General features: G+C 26.7%; 18 protein-coding genes. 13 read left to right on the forward strand and 5 right to left on the reverse strand.

Annotated features, from left to right (window positions below; genetic code table 11):
* Positions 1–46: 46 nt before the first annotated feature.
* Both AVENP_RS04355 and AVENP_RS04360 read right to left on the reverse strand, forming a co-directional pair.
* Positions 47–676 carry a LysE family translocator gene (locus AVENP_RS04355; protein WP_128357429.1) on the reverse strand — a complete coding sequence of 210 codons (630 nt, stop codon included), beginning with the start codon at positions 674–676 and terminating at the stop codon, positions 47–49.
* A gap of 44 nt (positions 677–720) precedes the next feature.
* Positions 721–1,527 (reverse strand): AraC family transcriptional regulator, encoded by an 807-nt coding sequence (locus tag AVENP_RS04360; RefSeq protein WP_128357428.1) that lies wholly within the window; start codon positions 1,525–1,527, stop codon positions 721–723.
* Between the two features lie 120 nt (positions 1,528–1,647).
* Here AVENP_RS04360 and AVENP_RS04365 point away from each other — a divergent pair, with 120 nt between their 5' ends.
* Both AVENP_RS04365 and argH read left to right on the forward strand, forming a co-directional pair.
* Entirely contained in the window at positions 1,648–2,286 is a 639-nt protein-coding gene (locus tag AVENP_RS04365; protein WP_128357427.1) for a CBS domain-containing protein, read from the forward strand.
* A gap of 85 nt (positions 2,287–2,371) precedes the next feature.
* The gene (gene argH, locus AVENP_RS04370) at positions 2,372–3,760 is read left to right on the forward strand and encodes an argininosuccinate lyase (RefSeq protein ID WP_128357426.1); all 1,389 of its coding nucleotides are present in this window, start codon (positions 2,372–2,374) and stop codon (positions 3,758–3,760) included.
* Positions 3,761–3,802: 42 nt separating this feature from the next.
* On the opposite strand, the gene AVENP_RS04375 is transcribed toward argH, so the two are convergent.
* Positions 3,803–4,711: a chemotaxis protein CheV gene (locus AVENP_RS04375; protein ID WP_128357425.1), complete on the reverse strand. Its 909-nt coding sequence runs from the start codon at positions 4,709–4,711 to the stop codon at positions 3,803–3,805.
* A 63-nt stretch (positions 4,712–4,774) separates the two neighbouring features.
* Positions 4,775–5,425, reverse strand: coding sequence for a tRNA threonylcarbamoyladenosine dehydratase (locus tag AVENP_RS04380; RefSeq protein WP_128357424.1), 651 nt, complete (start codon positions 5,423–5,425; stop codon positions 4,775–4,777).
* Between the two features lie 61 nt (positions 5,426–5,486).
* Between AVENP_RS04380 and greA the strand changes: the two genes are divergently transcribed.
* The 9 genes from greA (at position 5,487) to nth (ending at position 13,016) form a co-directional block, all read left to right on the forward strand.
* A complete protein-coding gene (gene greA / locus AVENP_RS04385; RefSeq protein WP_128357423.1) occupies positions 5,487–5,972 on the forward strand; it encodes a transcription elongation factor GreA in 486 nt (161 codons plus the stop codon).
* A complete protein-coding gene (gene argC / locus AVENP_RS04390) occupies positions 5,972–6,976 on the forward strand; it encodes an N-acetyl-gamma-glutamyl-phosphate reductase (protein WP_128357422.1) in 1,005 nt (334 codons plus the stop codon). The genes greA and argC overlap by 1 nt, the downstream gene beginning before the upstream one ends.
* Positions 6,966–7,664, forward strand: coding sequence for a metallophosphoesterase (locus tag AVENP_RS04395; protein ID WP_128357421.1), 699 nt, complete (start codon positions 6,966–6,968; stop codon positions 7,662–7,664). The genes argC and AVENP_RS04395 overlap by 11 nt, the downstream gene beginning before the upstream one ends.
* The gene (locus AVENP_RS04400) at positions 7,661–8,203 is read left to right on the forward strand and encodes a hypothetical protein (protein WP_128357420.1); all 543 of its coding nucleotides are present in this window, start codon (positions 7,661–7,663) and stop codon (positions 8,201–8,203) included. Before AVENP_RS04395 ends, AVENP_RS04400 begins: the two co-directional genes overlap by 4 nt.
* A 10-nt stretch (positions 8,204–8,213) precedes the next feature.
* Positions 8,214–10,187: an excinuclease ABC subunit UvrB gene (gene uvrB, locus AVENP_RS04405; RefSeq protein WP_128357419.1), complete on the forward strand. Its 1,974-nt coding sequence runs from the start codon at positions 8,214–8,216 to the stop codon at positions 10,185–10,187.
* Positions 10,188–10,552: 365 nt separating this feature from the next.
* Positions 10,553–11,461, forward strand: a complete 909-nt coding sequence (locus tag AVENP_RS04410) for a hypothetical protein (RefSeq protein ID WP_128357418.1) — start codon at positions 10,553–10,555, stop codon at positions 11,459–11,461.
* The gene (locus tag AVENP_RS04415; protein ID WP_128357417.1) at positions 11,454–11,801 is read left to right on the forward strand and encodes an STAS-like domain-containing protein; all 348 of its coding nucleotides are present in this window, start codon (positions 11,454–11,456) and stop codon (positions 11,799–11,801) included. The genes AVENP_RS04410 and AVENP_RS04415 overlap by 8 nt, the downstream gene beginning before the upstream one ends.
* Positions 11,794–12,318: a type II toxin-antitoxin system VapC family toxin gene (locus AVENP_RS04420; RefSeq protein WP_128357416.1), complete on the forward strand. Its 525-nt coding sequence runs from the start codon at positions 11,794–11,796 to the stop codon at positions 12,316–12,318. The genes AVENP_RS04415 and AVENP_RS04420 overlap by 8 nt, the downstream gene beginning before the upstream one ends.
* Before the next feature lie 50 nt (positions 12,319–12,368).
* Complete coding sequence (gene nth / locus AVENP_RS04425; RefSeq protein WP_128357415.1) at positions 12,369–13,016, forward strand: endonuclease III; 648 nt, start codon at positions 12,369–12,371, stop codon at positions 13,014–13,016.
* 29 nt (positions 13,017–13,045) lie between these two features.
* Here nth and AVENP_RS04430 read toward each other — a convergent pair whose 3' ends face one another.
* Positions 13,046–13,456 carry a hypothetical protein gene (locus AVENP_RS04430; protein WP_128357414.1) on the reverse strand — a complete coding sequence of 137 codons (411 nt, stop codon included), beginning with the start codon at positions 13,454–13,456 and terminating at the stop codon, positions 13,046–13,048.
* An 80-nt stretch (positions 13,457–13,536) separates the two neighbouring features.
* On the opposite strand from AVENP_RS04430, the gene AVENP_RS04435 reads away from it, so the two are divergent.
* On the forward strand, positions 13,537–15,129 hold the full coding sequence (locus AVENP_RS04435; protein ID WP_128357413.1) for a glycerol-3-phosphate dehydrogenase/oxidase: 1,593 nt from the start codon (positions 13,537–13,539) through the stop codon (positions 15,127–15,129).
* Between the two features lie 69 nt (positions 15,130–15,198).
* Entirely contained in the window at positions 15,199–17,151 is a 1,953-nt protein-coding gene (locus AVENP_RS04440) for a TonB-dependent receptor plug domain-containing protein (protein WP_128357412.1), read from the forward strand.
* Positions 17,152–17,166 lie beyond the last annotated feature (15 nt).

The following is a 17,166-nucleotide window of genomic DNA, read 5'->3' on the forward strand; positions in this document are numbered from 1 at the left end:
AAAATAGAAAATATAAAAGGCTCGTGCAAGTTGCATGAGCCTTTTTTTATAGATTATAAAGAATAGTAATTGCCACAAAACTTAAGAAAAGGGCAGAGACTTTTTCTATTAAACTAATATAATTATTAAAAATCCTTTTTACATTTTCCAAACTAATTATATACACAATAAATATATCCCAAAGTAATACTGCCAAAAACATCCAAACTGCATAAATTGTTTGAATAAAATAGGGTGTAGATTTTTCAACAGTGATTGAAAACATAGTAAAATAAAAAATAAAGTTTTTTGGATTTAATATTGCACTTAAAAATCCTTTAATAAAATCGTTAACTAATCTACTGTTTTTTTCATGTTTAATAGAATTTTCAAATAAATCCCTTTTTCTTGAATTAATCAAATAATATGAAATATAAAACAGATAAATACTTCCCAAAATCTTTAGAGAATTAAATACATAAATATTTTCTTTTATAATCATAATTCCAAAAAGTGCCAATAATATATAAAGCAAATTTGAAATGGCAATACCAAAAGCTGTAATAATTCCAGCTTTTTTTCCATATTTTAGTGTTGAATTTATAATAATAAAAAAATCAACGCCAGGGCTTATTAGCGCTAAAAAATGAGCAATTGCCAAAAGCAAAAAATCTTGTAAATATAGTTGTAAATCCATAAAATTCCTTTAAAAAAAGGATTGTATGAAAATCTAAAAATTAATTATTGTACAAAATTGTCTTGGTATTGTTTTGGAGTAATTGCAACAATCTTTTTGAAATTTCTATGAAAATGGCTTTGGTCAAAAAAACCACACTCAAGTGCAGTTTGTGAAATACTCATTCTACTTTTTAATAAATCTTTTGCAAATTCAATTTTTAGATTTATAAAATATGAATGAACAGGAATATTTAGCTCTTTTTTAAAAAGTTTAGTTATATAAAAAGTTGAAAGATTAAACTCTTTTGATAAGTCACTTAAACTAATATCTTCTTTTATATTTGTGTGAAGAAACTTTGTAATATTAGTAATAATCGAAGAATCTTTTATCTCAATAACAAAAGTGCTATTGTACTTTTTGTATAAAGAAGTGAAAAAATCAATTAAAAAATACTCTTTTTTCGAAACTAGAGCATTTGAAAATAGTAGTTCACATAATTTTATAAATTTGTTATAAGTTGTTTTATTGTTTATTAACTCTTTTTGAAAGGGAATAAATTCTTTTATATTTGGAAAAATACTTTTTTGGATATTAAAACACCAATCCTTTGACAAATATAACATATATAATTTATTTGCAATTTTGTTGTTACTATTACAACTATGTATTGTATTTGGATTTATTATTGCCACTTGATTTTTTGAAAGGCTAAAACTCTTATTTTTATTTATATAAGTTCTTTGGCCATTTAATATAGCTCCAATTGATAAACTATTGTGAATATGCTCTTTATAACAATTATTTGAATTTGAGTATCTAAGTTCTAAATATTCTAGTTTTTTATGGGTAAAATATAGTGTTTTATTCATGATTAAGACTTTCTTTAATTAGATGTAGTGTATTCATATATTTATTAAAAATTAATTAGTATAATAATCTATTAATTATTTTATTCTATTATGTAGTTATAAAAAAGTAAGGAGTTGTAAATGTTTGCAATATATAATAATCCTGATGTTGATTTTAAAGGTACAAATAATGATTTATATGCTCTAAAAGATGTGGCAAGAGTTAATAAAACTTACTTAAACCCAGATGAGCAAACTTTTGATAATCTTATAAAACATCAGAATAATGAGAAACAACATAATGATTCAATTAACGAGGCTTTAAATTCATATAAGAAAATGGCTAAAATTGATACCTCTGAAATGATATTTCATGTAAAAGATATTATGACAAAAGATTGTGTTTATATTGACTCAATATCAACTATTCAAGAAGTTTATGATGTAATGGAAGAGTTTAAAATTAAACAGTTACCAATTGCAACTTTTGGTAAAAAAATATTAGGAATGATAGATAAAGAGATAATTTTAAATCTTTTGATGAATGATATAGAAAATAGTAAAAATATTTTAGAAAAAAAGATTGAAGATATATACATACCACAACTAATTACAGCTGACCCAATAACTGATATAAGAAGAGTTGCAAAAGTAATGGTTGATTTCAAATTACATGCTGTTCCTATTGTTGATGAAAATGATATTTTAATTGGAATTGTTTCAAAAACAGATATTATAAAAGCTATATCACATATTCCTCATTTGCAACTTTGGTCATAACCAAACTTTGATGTGTTGAACTAATATCACTTGTGTTATAATGTTGCCTTAATTTTAAGGCAATATTATAATTTTAGGGAAATCAATGGCAAATCAAAACAATCAAATTTTAAAAAATACAAATGCTCAAATATTAGATGAATTTAATGCTTCAATAATGTTTGATAAAGAGCTTTATGCACAAGATATCAGAGGTTCAATTGCTCACTCACAAATGTTAGCAGAACAAGGTATTTTAACTATTGAAGAACAAAAAGCAATTGAAACTGGACTTTTACAAGTAAAAAATGAGATTGAAAGCGGAGAGTTTAAATTTTCACTTGCATATGAAGATATTCATATGGCAGTTGAAACAAGACTTACTGAAATCATAGGAGAGCCAGGAAAAAGACTTCACACTGCACGAAGCAGAAATGACCAAGTAGCAACAGATTTTAGACTTTATGTTCAAGATAAATCATTAAGTATAAAAGCACAATTAAAAGAGCTAGTTGATACTTTTGTGTCTGTTGCATCAAAACATACAACTACACTAATCCCTGGCATGACTCACTTACAACATGCTCAACCTCTTAATTTTGGTTATCATTTGTTAGCTTATGCAAATATGTTTAAAAGAGATTTTGAAAGATTTGAAAGTTCTTATGAAAGAAATAACTATTGTCCTTTAGGAAGTGCTGCACTTGCAGGAACTCCACATAATATAAATAGAGAGTCAACTTCAGAAAAATTAGGATTTAATTCTCCAACAGCACATGCTATGGATACAGTTTCAGATAGAGATTTTGCCCTAGAAATTTTATTTAATATAAGTACAGCAATGATGCATATAAGTAGAATTGCAGAAGAACTTATTTTATGGTCATCTTATGAATTCCAATTTGTAAGAATGAGTGATGAATATGCAACAACAAGCTCAATTATGCCACAAAAGAAAAACCCAGATGTTCCTGAATTATTAAGAGGAAAAACTGGTCGAGTTTATGGAAATCTTATTTCACTTCTTACTGTTATGAAAGGTTTACCACTTGCATATAATAAAGATACACAAGAAGATAAAGAGGGAGTTTTTGATTCAGTTAAAACTATGGAAATTTCTATTTCTATTTTAAATGAAGTAATAAAAACTATGATTGTTAATGTAGATAAAATGCAAAATGCTTGTAAAATTGGACATTTGAGTGCAACTGATTTTGCTGATTATTTAGTTCAAAAACAAAATATGCCATTTAGAACAGCTTATTATTTAACAAAAGATGTAGTTTCAAAAGCAAATAGTTTAAATAAAGATATTAGTGAATTAAATATTGATGAAATAAGAAGCTCAAATGAAGAGTTAAAAGATATTAATGAAGAAATTTTAATGTTTTTAGATTTAAGAAACTCTATGAATGCAAGAACATCATTAGGTGGGACATCAACAAGTCAAACACTTAGTCAAATAGAAGTTTTTAAAAATTGGTTAAATAGATAGAAAAAGAATAAGATGAGGAAATCTCATCTTATTTATGAAAAGTTATCTTAGTAAGAATTTTTTTGTTAATTTAAATAGATTTGAAATATCAGTTTTTCCAACAAATCCATCAACACCTACTTGACTCATTTTCCCTCTTACAGCATCTGTTGTCATTGAAGAGTTTACGATAACCGGAATATGTGCTAAGTTTTTATTGTTTTTAATAAATGAAGCAACTTGGTAACCATCAGTTCCTGGCATTTCAATATCAGTAATTACCATACCAATTTTATCTGGATTTAACTCTTCTAATCTTTTTATTAAAAGTGTTCCATTTGCATAAATTTCATAATCAAGTCCAGATTCTTCAAAGAATTTACTTAAAACTTCTCTTGCAACTCCTGAATCTTCTGCTGCTAAGATTATTTTTTCTGAATGAAGTTTTTCATCAACATATTTTTTAACTTCATCTGAACCATCATCTGTCCAGTGAATATCTCTTAATAGTTGTTCAGCATTAAATACAGTACAAAGTTCATCTTTATTATTTACTTTTACATAAGTTGTATAAGTGATTTTTGAATTTGTTTCTTCCGTATGTCTTAATTCTTGAGTAGTTTTTTCAACAATATCAAGCATATCTTTTACAAGGAAACCAATTTTTTTATGATTAAATTCACAAAAGATGATAAGTTTGTAATCTTTTACTTCTAAGGCTGGAAGTCCAAGCCAAGCATCAAGATTAATTAAAGTTACAGGTTCTCCTCTGATTGTTGCAATTCCTGCAATAACGTTTGAATCTTTTGGAGTGTCATTAACTGCAACTTCTTCAGTAATTATAAAAGCCTTAACTTTTGCTATATTAATTGCGTAAATATTACTATGACCAGTGTAAAATACAGCTAATTGTTGAACATTTCTAAGATGTCCTTGAGTCATTTGTTCAACACTACTACTAATACCGCTCATGAGAATCCTTTTTTAAGTATAAGTTAATTATTATATATCTTTTAAACTTTGAGTAACTTTAAGTTATTTTTGAAATTTAGCTAGTAATTTTTGAATAGTTACCGAAGCCATCATTAATCCAAATGAACCAGTTACTCCCTCGAAACTTCCCTTCTCTAGGCACATTGGTAACTCTGAAGAAAAAATTACTTTGAACTTTTTCTTGAACCCTTGAGCTTTAAGTTCAGTTCTTATTTTTTTTATAAAGGGGTCATTGTATGTGTCCCAAATAGAAATATATTCTATTTTTGATGGATCAATTCTTTTTGCTCCACCACTAGTACTAATAATCTTTGTAAAATGTTTTTTTATTAGATGAACTTTTGGTTTAACATCATCAATTGCATCTAAAATATAATCATATGATGAAAAATCAAAATTGTCAATCCATTCGGGTGTAATTTTTAAATGAATGGGTGTAACTTCAGGATATTTTTCCTTTAAAGCTTCAACTTTTATTCTTCCAATATTTCCAATACTTCCCATTTGTCTATTTAAATTTGATTCTTCATAAGTGTCAAAATCAACTATGGTAATATTTTTAATTCCAGTATTGTAAAGTGCATCTAAAGCAAAACTTCCAACACCACCAACACCTAAAAGTATTAGTTTAACATCTTTGAATTTTTCAAAAACATCATCACCAAATAGCTTTTTTGTTCTGTCATATTTCATCTAAACTTCTCTTTTACTATTTTTAGGTATTATATCATAAATTAATTTATTGGAGATGTTGATGGATAAAGAACCAATGACGCTAGCTGGATACAACAAAATTACAGGTGATTTAGAGTTCTTAAAAAAAACAGAGAGACCTGAAACTGTAATTGCTTTAGAAGAAGCTAGACAATTAGGAGATTTAAAAGAGAACGCTGAATATCACTCTGCAAAAGAAAAATTAGCATTAATTGATTCTCAAGTTGCAGAATTAAATGCAGTTATCTCAAAAGCAGTAATTATCGATCCTTCAACTCTTCCACATAACAAAGTAAGTTTTGGTTCAACTGTTAGTTTAGTTGATTCAAATACAGAAGAAGAATTTACTTATATGATAGTTGGTGGAGTTGAGTCAAATGCAGAAAAGGGAATGATTTCATTTAATTCACCCTTAGCAAAACAACTTATGGGGAAAGAAGAGGGTGATGAAGTTAGAGCTACTCTTCCTGGTGGTGTTAAAACTTTTGAAGTTTTAGGTGTATGTTATAAAGAGATAGTATTGTAATGAACGTTGCGATTATTGGTGCTAGTGGTTATACTGGTTTAGAACTAATAAAAATTTTAATTAATCATCCAAAATTTAATATCTCTTATATTGCAAATTCAACGGGAGATATAAATGTTCAAGATTTACATCCTTGTTTGAAAAATGTAATAAATATTGATGTTAGTTTGGCAAATGCCAATGAAGTATCAAAAATTGCAGATTTAGCATTTTTAGCACTTCCCCACAAAACTTCTATGACTTTTACAAAAGAGCTTTTAAAGCTTGGTGTAAAAGTTGTAGATTTAAGTGCTGATTATAGATTAGAATTAGAAACTTATGAAGAACATTATTGTGAACATACAGATAAAGAACATATAAAAGATGCTGTTTATGGATTACCTGAATATTTCAAAGAAGATATTAAAACTGCAAATTTAATCGCAAATCCAGGTTGTTATCCAACCGCTTCATTATTAGCATTATTGCCTTTTGTTGATTATATAGATGCAGATGCTCCAATTTTTATAGATGCAAAATCAGGTGTTAGTGGGGCAGGAAAGAATCCAAGTGAAACAACACACTATTGCCAAATAAATGATAATGTTCATGCTTATAATCCTTTTAAACATAGACATATGCCAGAGATTCATGAAAAAGTTAGAATTCTAAAAGGTAAAGATGTTTCTATTAACTTCGTACCTCATTTATTACCTTTAACAAGAGGAATGTTAGTATCAGTTTTTGCAACACTAAAAGATGATATTGATGTAAATGAAGTTTTAAATAATGCGTATAAAGATTGCGAGTTTATAAGACTTAGAGATAAACCAGTTGATGTAAAATCAGTTGCAGGAACAAACTTTTGTGATTTATTTAGTGCAAAAAATGGTAAAGCACTATTTGTAAGTTCTGCCATTGATAATCTTCTAAGAGGTGCATCTTCTCAAGCTGTAGTAAATGCAAATCTTTTATGTGGGTATGAAGAATATGAAGGAATTCCAAAAATAGCCTATGTACCTTAATATTAAACAAGGAGCTATTTTTGTAGCTGACTCTCACTATAATAAAAAAAATAGAGAATTTTTAATTTTTTTAGAAAAATTAGATAAAAAATATATAGAAACATCTCAACTTTTTTTGATGGGAGATATGATAGATTTTATCTCTGGAGAGTGTAAATATTTTATTAAAGAAAATAGTGATGTAATAGAACTTTTAAATAAATTATCAGAACAAATAGAAATAATCTATTTAGAAGGAAATCATGATTTTAACTTGCAGACTCTTTTTCCAAATATAAATGTAATAAAAAGAGAGAATCAACCTCTTATAGGAAAATTTGAGAATAAAAGTGTTTCTATTTCTCATGGAGATAATTTTATAAATTGGAAATATGATTTATATTGTAAGTTTGTAAGAAATAAAATATTTCTAAAATTTATGAACTTTATTGATGTAAATTATTTTATTTCAATAAAAATAGAAAATGCATTAGTGAAAAAAAATATATGCCATACAATAAAAAATTTTGAACAAATAGTTTCAAATAGATTAAAAAATTATAATACGGACATCATAATTGAAGGACATTATCATCAAGGTAATAGATATTTAATTGATGAAAAAGAGTATATAAATATTCACTCTCTTTGTTGTCAAAAATTATATACAAAAATTATAGAATCAAAATTTCAAGGAGAAAATATATGAATTTAGCTTTTTTGGGAGGAATTACTTTAATTGCTTTATTAGTTATTATAATGATAATTTTTTTATTACTTAAGGATACAAGTAGTAAAACTGATAATTCTAAAAAATATAATTCAGTAGTAGAAGTCGTAAATTTAAATGATTTAACATTTCCAAAAAAAATAGGGGAAATGGATAATACATCATTATCAAAAGCTTGTAAATTTGTATTTGATTCTTACAAAGCTATAGATTATAAAAATAAATCAGCAAATAGTATGGACAAACAAGAGTGGCATACATGGCAAGTTTCAATGTTATTAGCTTTTTTAAAGGTTTATCCTGCTTTTTTTATTCCTTTTGATAAAAATTTATTTCATAATGTAATTTTAAATTTAAGTGATAGTCAGGTTGAAAATGAGATGAGAAAAATTTTTAGAAAATATAAATATAATACAAATATAGAAAAAAATAGAGATGAATTAAGTAAAGACATAATGTGGTCAGGGCGAGAAGTTTCGATGATTCTTTATAGTATTATGTCAAATAAAAGATATTAAGGAGTAAGCCATCGCAAAGTTTGAAGTTGTAAGTGATTACGAACCAGCAGGAGATCAACCAGTTGCTATAAAAGCCTTAAGTGATTCTATCAATGCTGGAAACCAATATAACACTCTTTTAGGAGTTACAGGTTCTGGAAAAACTTATACAATTGCAAAAGTGATTGAGGCGACTCAAAAACCAACTCTTATCATGACTCACAATAAAACTCTTGCAGCTCAATTGTATTCAGAATTTAAACAGTTTTTCCCAAATAATCATGTGGAATACTTTATTTCATACTATGATTATTATCAGCCTGAAGCTTATATTCCAAGAAGCGACTTATTTATTGAAAAAGATTCTTCAATAAATGAAGAGTTAGAAAGATTAAGATTAAGTGCAACAGCTTCACTTCTATCATTTGATGATGTTATTGTTATTGCTTCAGTTTCTGCAAACTATGGTTTAGGAAACCCAGAAGAATACAAAGCAATGGTACAAAGGGTTGAAGTTGGATTTGAATACTCTCAAAAACAGTTTTTATTAAAGCTTGTGGAAATGGGTTATAAAAGAAATGATAAGTTTTTTGATAGGTCAGATTTTAGAGTAAATGGAGATGTTATTGACATTTTTCCAGCTTATTTTGAAGATGAGTTTATACGAGTTGAATTTTTTGGTGATGAGGTTGAATCAATTTCAAAACATGAATACATCACAAATAGTAGAACAAAATCTTTAGATGAGGTAATTATTTATTCAGTTAATCCTTTCGTTGTTTCAAATGAAAAACTAGCAACCGCTGTAAAACAAATTGAAGAAGAGTTATCTGAGAGACTTGAGTATTTTCAAAGTGCAAACAAACTTGTGGAGTATCAAAGACTAAAACAAAGAGTTGAGTTTGATTTGGAGATGATTGAAGGAACTGGAATGTGTAAGGGAATAGAAAATTATGCCCGACATCTAACTGGTCAAAAACCAGAAGAGACACCTTATTCTTTATTAAACTATTTTCAACAAATGGATAGAGACTTTTTACTTGTAGTTGATGAATCACATGTTTCACTTTCACAGTTTCGTGGAATGCATGCCGCTGATAGAAGTAGAAAAGAAGTTTTAGTAGATTATGGATTTAGACTTCCAAGTGCTTTGGATAATAGACCTTTAAAATTTGATGAATTTATTAAAAAAGCTCCTAATTATATATTTGTAAGTGCAACTCCAAATGAACTAGAACTCAATCTAAGTTCAGTTGTAGCTGAACAAATTATCCGACCAACTGGACTTCTTGACCCAATTATTGATGTGGTTGATAGTGAGTTCCAAGTGGAAAAACTTCATGATGAAATCAAAAAAGTAGTGGCAAAAAATGAAAGAGTTTTAGTTACAGTTCTAACGAAAAAAATGGCAGAAGAACTAGCTTCTTATTATGCAGATTTAGGAATGAAAGTTAAATATATGCATAGTGAAATTGATGCAATTGAAAGAAATCAAATCATTCGAGAGTTGCGTTTAGGAATTTTTGATGTACTTATTGGAATCAATCTTTTAAGAGAAGGTTTGGATATTCCAGAAACTTCTCTTGTTGCTATTTTAGATGCTGATAAAGAGGGATTTTTAAGAAGTAAAACTTCACTTATTCAAACAATTGGACGAGCTGCCAGAAATGAAAGAGGAAGAGTAATTTTATATGCAAAAAGAATTACAGGTTCAATGCAGTTTGCTATAGATGAAACAAATAGAAGAAGAAAAATCCAAGAAGAACACAACATCAAAAACGGAATTACTCCCGTATCAACAAAAAGAAGATTAGACCAAAATCTAAAACTTGAAGAGTACGATGATGTGGCATGGAAAAAAGAGAAACTAGAAAAAATGCCAGCATCTGAGAGAAAGAAAATTCTAATAGAGCTAAATAGACAAATGAAAAAAGCAGCAAGTGATTTGAATTTTGAAGAAGCTATTAGACTAAGAGATGAAATTGCTAAGGTTAAAGAGATATAAAAAATGAAAAATTTGTAATTAAAAGTTTCTCTTTTGTCCAAACTCTGCATTTAATAGTGATTTTTAATGCTCATGTAGTTTTAGCATACTTTACTTGCCTAGATTTTAATAAAATCTAAACTTTTATTTATAATTTTATGTGATTAAAACTAATTAAGTTTTAATAAAAATTTTTACTAAATTCACAATTATTATAATTTACACTATAATCCAGTAAATTTTTTTATGAATAAATAGTAAGTCTTTTTATAGATTAATCCAAAATTATATTAAAATATTTATTATAAAGAAAGTAAAACTTATCAAAATAGAAGATTAACAAGGCTTATATTTTATTGTTTATTTTTTTGATATGAGGGGGAAATGTGAAAACTATAGTTATTAATAAAATAGAGACTATCTTTGATGCAATTTTTATTTTTAACAAAATAATTTATGTTTATGATGAAGATATTATTATTGATTTTAGTGATGCTGAATTTATAAGAAATCATTTTATATCAATAATTGGAATGGGACTAGAAATAGTGAGAAAAAGAGGTGTTGATGTAGAAATTAAGAAACCAAATAATAATAAAGTACTTAATTCAATGAAAAGAATAAATTTTTTATCATTTTTTTGTGATGAAAACAATAAGGATGATATTTATAAAACGATGGTAAAATACACAAATATCCCATTAGAAAATAACTCACTCATCTTACAAGAATTTTATTTATATTTTATTACTCAATTTATGGGTAAAGTTGAAAATTTATCCCCAAAACTTCAGAAAAGAATATTACAAAAGATATTTGAATTATTTTCCAATGTGTTCAGGCATAGCTATAGTGCATTAGGACTTTTTTGTTCAGGACAATTTTATCCTAATCAAGATAAGTTTAATTTCACGATTGTTGATAATGGAGTTACTATCAAGAAAAATGTGAATAAATATTTATCAAAAGAATTTACTAAAAGTAGAAGTTCCCTAGATAAACTATTGGGAAAAAAATTTGAGCCTATGGATGCAATTGATTGTATAAAGTGGGCATTAAAAGATACCAATTCTACAACTGGTGCAGGTGGTTTAGGATTAAGCCTTTTAATGGATTTAATTAAAGTTAGCAAAGGAAGTATTGAAATTATATCTGGAAATGGATATTATGGAATAAAAGATGCACGAGAATATACTAAAGCACTTGAAAAGTCTTTTGAGGGTACAATCATAAGTATAGAACTAAATACACATAGTGGAACTTATTATTTTTTAAAGGAAGAAAAAAATGATTAAAATTAATGTTAAAGATACTATAAATAATACTATTGCAATGTCCACAGAAGATGGTAAAAGATTATTTGAAATTTTGTATGAGAATTTAAAACAATCAAAGAAGATAGAACTCTCATTTAAAGGAATTGATATGTTGATATCTCATTTTTTAAATGAATCTATTGGTAAACTTTACGAAAAATTTGATAATTGGGATATTTTAGACAAATCTATTGAATATCGAGAAATTGATGGCGATGATTTAGAGCTATTAAAAGAAAAAGTTATTCCAACTGCTAAAAATCATTTTAAGGATGTTATAAAAACAGATTCAATAAATCAAAGTATTTTAGATGATTAATGTATCAAATATATATAAAGTTAGTACATCAGATAAGGTTTTTGTTGATACAAATATATTAATTTTTTTATTTTCTCCCTCTTATGTTAAAAATAGCGATGACCAAGTGGAAAAATATTCAGCTGTATTTTCAAAGCTCATTGAGAATAAATGTGATTTGTATATTAATTCGCATGTTGTTTCAGAATTTATAAATCGATGCTTAAGAATAGATTTTGACAATAATTTTAATATAAATCAAGATAAAAATTACAAAAAAGATTATCGTGCAAGTGAAGCATATTTAAAGACTATTAAAATAGTATTAAAAGAATTAAAAAAATTTCTGAGTTTTGCAAATCACATAAATGATGATTTTGAATCATTTGATATATCTCAAGCATATAAAAGTACAAAAGAAAATGATTTTAATGACTTGATTATCGCAGATACTGTGAAAAAGAATGGTTTAAAACTTTTGAGTGATGATAAAGATTTTATGGAAATTGGTATAGATATTGATTGGTATTGTAAGTAAATAAATTTTATTTACTTTATATTTAATAAAGGTTTAATTACAATTTAATTATGAAAAAAGCAACAAAAGCAGATATAGAGATAATAAAACAAGCTTTCATAGAAAAGTACAGCGATGCGGTTACTGAGTTAAATTATAAAAATGATTATGAGTTATTAATTGCCATTATTCTTTCAGCTCAATGTACAGATAAAAGAGTAAATATTATAACACCAGCACTTTTTGAAAAATATCCAAGTGTAAGAGAATTGGCAGTTGCAGATTTAGAAGATGTAAAAGCTTTGTTAAATTCTTGTTCATTTTTTAACAATAAATCAAAAAATATTATCAAAATGGCACAAAGTGTTTTGATGAATTATGAGGGAGAAATTCCCCACGACCAGCAAAAACTTATGAAACTAGCAGGTGTTGGAAATAAAACTGCAAATGTTTTTATGATTGAGTTTGAAGGTGCAAATCTTATGGCTGTTGATACTCATGTTTTTAGAGTTTCTCATAGATTGGGTTTGAGTGATGGAAAAACTGTTGATATAACAGAAGCTGATTTGGTTAAAAAACTTAAAGGGCATGATTTACATATTTTTCATCAAGCAATGGTTTTATTTGGAAGATATATTTGTAAAGCTGTGAAACCTGAATGTGATAACTGTTTGTTTCCACAGGTTTGCAAAACTAAACAATCTTTTAAACCTGCGTAAATTTTAGAAAAAGAAGAGTTATCTCTACCTTATTTTTTTATACACTCTTCTTTTAAATCTGCAAAATTTTTGAAGATAAAGTTATCTTCTATTTTATTTATTTCAACATTTGTCATTGTACACAAAAAATCTTTATTTTCTTTTTTAACAAGATAAGTAAACTTATATATAAATTTATCTTTTGAACTTACAACTTTATTATTTAAAAGTTCAGCTGTTAATCCATCTATTATTAAATTCTTTTCTTTTTCATATTTCTCTTTAAAAAGATTTGGAAAAAATTCTTCTTGATTTTTTTCATACGATATCATAGCAATAGAAGATATTATGATAATTAGTAAAAGGATTATAAATTCTTTTTTTTCAAATTGATTATTTACTTTATATAGTATTAGTGTAGCAGCAATAATCAAAACAGCAATAACAATAATAATTTGCATTTTATTCCTTTTTTTTTGTTTTTATTATATCCTAGCTTAACAAAAAGCTTTTGTTAAAAAGCTGATAAAATGGGGAAATTATGGAATTGTCTAGTGAAAAATACGATATTGTCATTATTGGTGGTGGTTGTGTTGGAAGTGGTATTGCTTTGGATGCAACTTTGCGAGGATATAAAGTAATATTGCTTGAAAAAAATGATTTTGCAAGTGGGGCAAGTTCTAAAAGCTCAAAGTTAGTTCATGGAGGAATCAGGTATCTTGAAAAAGCCATAAAAGAGTTTGACCTTGCCCAATACAATTTGGTAAAAGAGGGATTATCTGAAAGAGCAATATTTTTAAAAAATGCTCCAAACTTCAGTAAAAAATTAAAAATCAATATTCCCATATATTCATATTTAAATCTAGTTTACACTTACATTGGACTTTTGTTTTATAAACTAATAGCCAAACATAAAAGTTTGGGGAAAAATAGTTTTGTAAATAAAGTTGTTTCTATTTTGTTTTCTCCAAATATAAAACAAGAAAATTTAAAAGGCTTTTTATCTTTTTATGATGGAAGTTTTTTGGATTCAAGAATGATAATCTCCATTCTTCAAAGCGCTGTTTTAAAAGGAGCAGTTGTAAAAAACTATTGTGAAGTAAATGAGTTTTTGTATGATTTGAATAATAAAATCTCAGGAGTAAAATATTTTGATAAAACACAAAACAAAATCTATGAAATAGAAGCAAAGGTTGTCGTAAATGCAAGTGGAGCAAATGTTGATAACTTAAGAGTTTTAGACAATAAAGATTCAAATGAAATTTTAGCTTTAAGTAGTGGAATTCACATTGTAGTTTCAAAGGAGTTTCTAAAAGCTGATGAGGGAATTTTAATACCAAATACTAGCGATAAAAGAGTCATATTTATTTTGCCATATATGAATCACTGTTTGATTGGAACAACTGATAATAAAACTATTTATGAAGAGAATCCAAAAGTAAAAGAGCAAGAAATAGAGTATTTGTTAAAAGAGGTAAATAATTACTTTGAAAAACATTTAACAAAAGAAGATATTTTATCTTCATGGAGTGGAATAAGACCACTTGTTAAAAATGAAAATAAAAGCCAAACACAAGAAATAGTAAGAGAGCATCTAATCACAAAATCAAAAACTAACTTAGTTTCAATAGTTGGTGGGAAATGGACTACTTATAGAAAAATGTCTGAAGACCTAGTAAACTTTTTAATAAGAAATAACTTCTTAGAAAAACAAAAAATGTGTGAAACAAAAAAGTACAAACTCTTTGGAAATCATGGAGATATTAAAGAACTTGAAAAATTAATGAATTTTTATCCAATCTCAAAAAAAACAAAAGAGTCTTTACTCACACTATATGGAACAGCTTGTACAAAAGTTTTAAATCTAGCAAATGAGAATAAAAACTTTGAATTAATAAGTAAAGATTTACCATATTTAAAAGTTGAAATTCTTTATTGTATAAACTACGAATTTGTAAAAAAGCCAATAGATTTTCTCTCAAGACGAGTAGGACTTTGTTTTATAGATAAAAAACAGAGTTTGGCTTGTGTGAATGTAGTATGTGCTGAAATGGGAAAAATTCTTTTTTGGGATGAAGAAAAAATGTTAAAAGAACAACTATCATGCGAAGAGTATATTAATAATTATTTTTAGTGATTAATTAACAAAAAATTAACAACACTTAGTAATACTTTCATAAATTTTTTAATACAAGGTAAATTTATGAAGAAACTTATCTCTTTATCACTTATAACAACTGCTGTTTTGTTAAATGCAAGTGAAGTTCAAACTTTAGACACAATTAGCGTAGTTGAAACTGCAAACTCAACAATAATAAAAGATGTAAGTGCTGAACAAATTAAAAGTGCAGACTTAGCAGAAGCATTAAGTAAAAATGTACCATCTATTTCAATCGTAAGAAGAAGTGGAATTGCAAATGATATTATTTTACGAGGGCAAAAAAAAGACAACATAAATATCTTACTTGATGATGCAAAAATCTATGGAGCTTGTCCAAATAGAATGGATCCTGCAACTTCTCATGTTTTATCAAATAATGTGGAAAGCATTAAAATAATAGAAGGTCCTTATGATGTTGAAAATTTTGGAACTTTAAGTGGTTTAGTAAAAGTTGAAACAAAAGAGCCAACAAAAGATGTTCATGGGGAAATTAATTTAAATGCTGGAAGTTATGGTTATAAAAAAGCTAGTGCAACGGTAAGTGGTGGAACAGATAGAGTTAAATTATTAATTTCAACATCAACTGAACAAAGTGATCAATATAAAGATGGTAATGGAGATAACTTTTCAGAACAACAAATAGCAAAAGGAATACCAACTACAAATCAATATATTGACTCAAGTAAAAAAGCTTATGAGAAAAAAACTCTTTTAACAAAAGGGCAATTTAATATAGATGATGATTCAGAGATAAAACTATCTTATACAGCAAATAGAAGTGATGAAGTTTTATATCCAACAGGAACTATGGATGCTGATTATGATGATTCAAATATCTATACAGTTGGATATGCTGCAAGAAATTTAGGCGATTTATCAAAAGAGTTGAATTTAGATTATTACTATTCAGATGTTGATCATCCTATGAGTACAAAACTTAGAAATAATGGTTCAGTAAATTATATGACAGCAAGATATAAAACTTCTATTTGGGGAAGTAAAATCAAAAATAGCATGGAAATTGCAGATAGTCTAGTAACAGTTGGTTTAGATACAAGTGTTAGAAACTGGAGAGGAGAAATGTACAGAACTAATGTATCAACAGGTGCAACGAGTATGAATTCTACTCCTTTAGCTTCAACTGATACAACTAATAAAGCAATTTTCTCAAAAGTTGAAAAATCATTTGGTAAATTAGATTTAGAAGTAGGTACTAGATATGATTATAGTGATGTTGATTCATCAGATGAAGCAAAAAATGATAAAAAATATGTTGGATTAAATGCAAATATTTTTGCTATTTATAATGTTGATAAAGATATGAAATATTTTGCAGGAGTTGGAAAATCTTCAAGAGTTCCAGATGCAAGAGAATTATATTCAAGTACTGGTAATTCTGATTTGGATCAAACAAAAAATTATGAAGCTGATTTAGGCTTTGATAAAACAATAGGAAACTTTAATATCAAACCAAAACTATTCTATTCAGTATTAAAAGATTATATTTATAATGCTGGAACAAAATTTGAAAATATTGATGCAAAAATTTATGGTTTAGATATAAGTGGATTATATGCAATGACTGATAATTTATCTTTAGATTATGGAGTTGCATATCAAAGAGGTAAAAAAGATGATAATGCTACTGACAAAGATTTAGCAGAAATTCCACCATTAAAAGCAAATTTAGCACTAAATTATGAGATGGATAAATCAAAATATACAGCTGAGGTAATTGCAGTTGATAAATGGGATAGTTATGACAGTTCTGCAAAAGAGCAAGAGTTATCTGGTTATGCACTATTTAATTTAAAATATGCAAATCAATTACATAAAAATTTTGGTGTAACAATTGGAGTTGATAATCTATTTGATAAAGTATATAACTCAACAAATACATATCAAGATATTACATATGCATCAGTTGGTTCTGAAAGAGTACTATTTAATGATCCAGGAAGATATGGATATGTAAATTTAAAATATAGCTTTTAATAAGCTATATTTTTC

It is taken from the genome of Arcobacter venerupis, from assembly GCF_013201665.1.
In the GTDB taxonomy this organism is placed as follows: Bacteria; Campylobacterota; Campylobacteria; order Campylobacterales; family Arcobacteraceae; genus Aliarcobacter; species Aliarcobacter venerupis.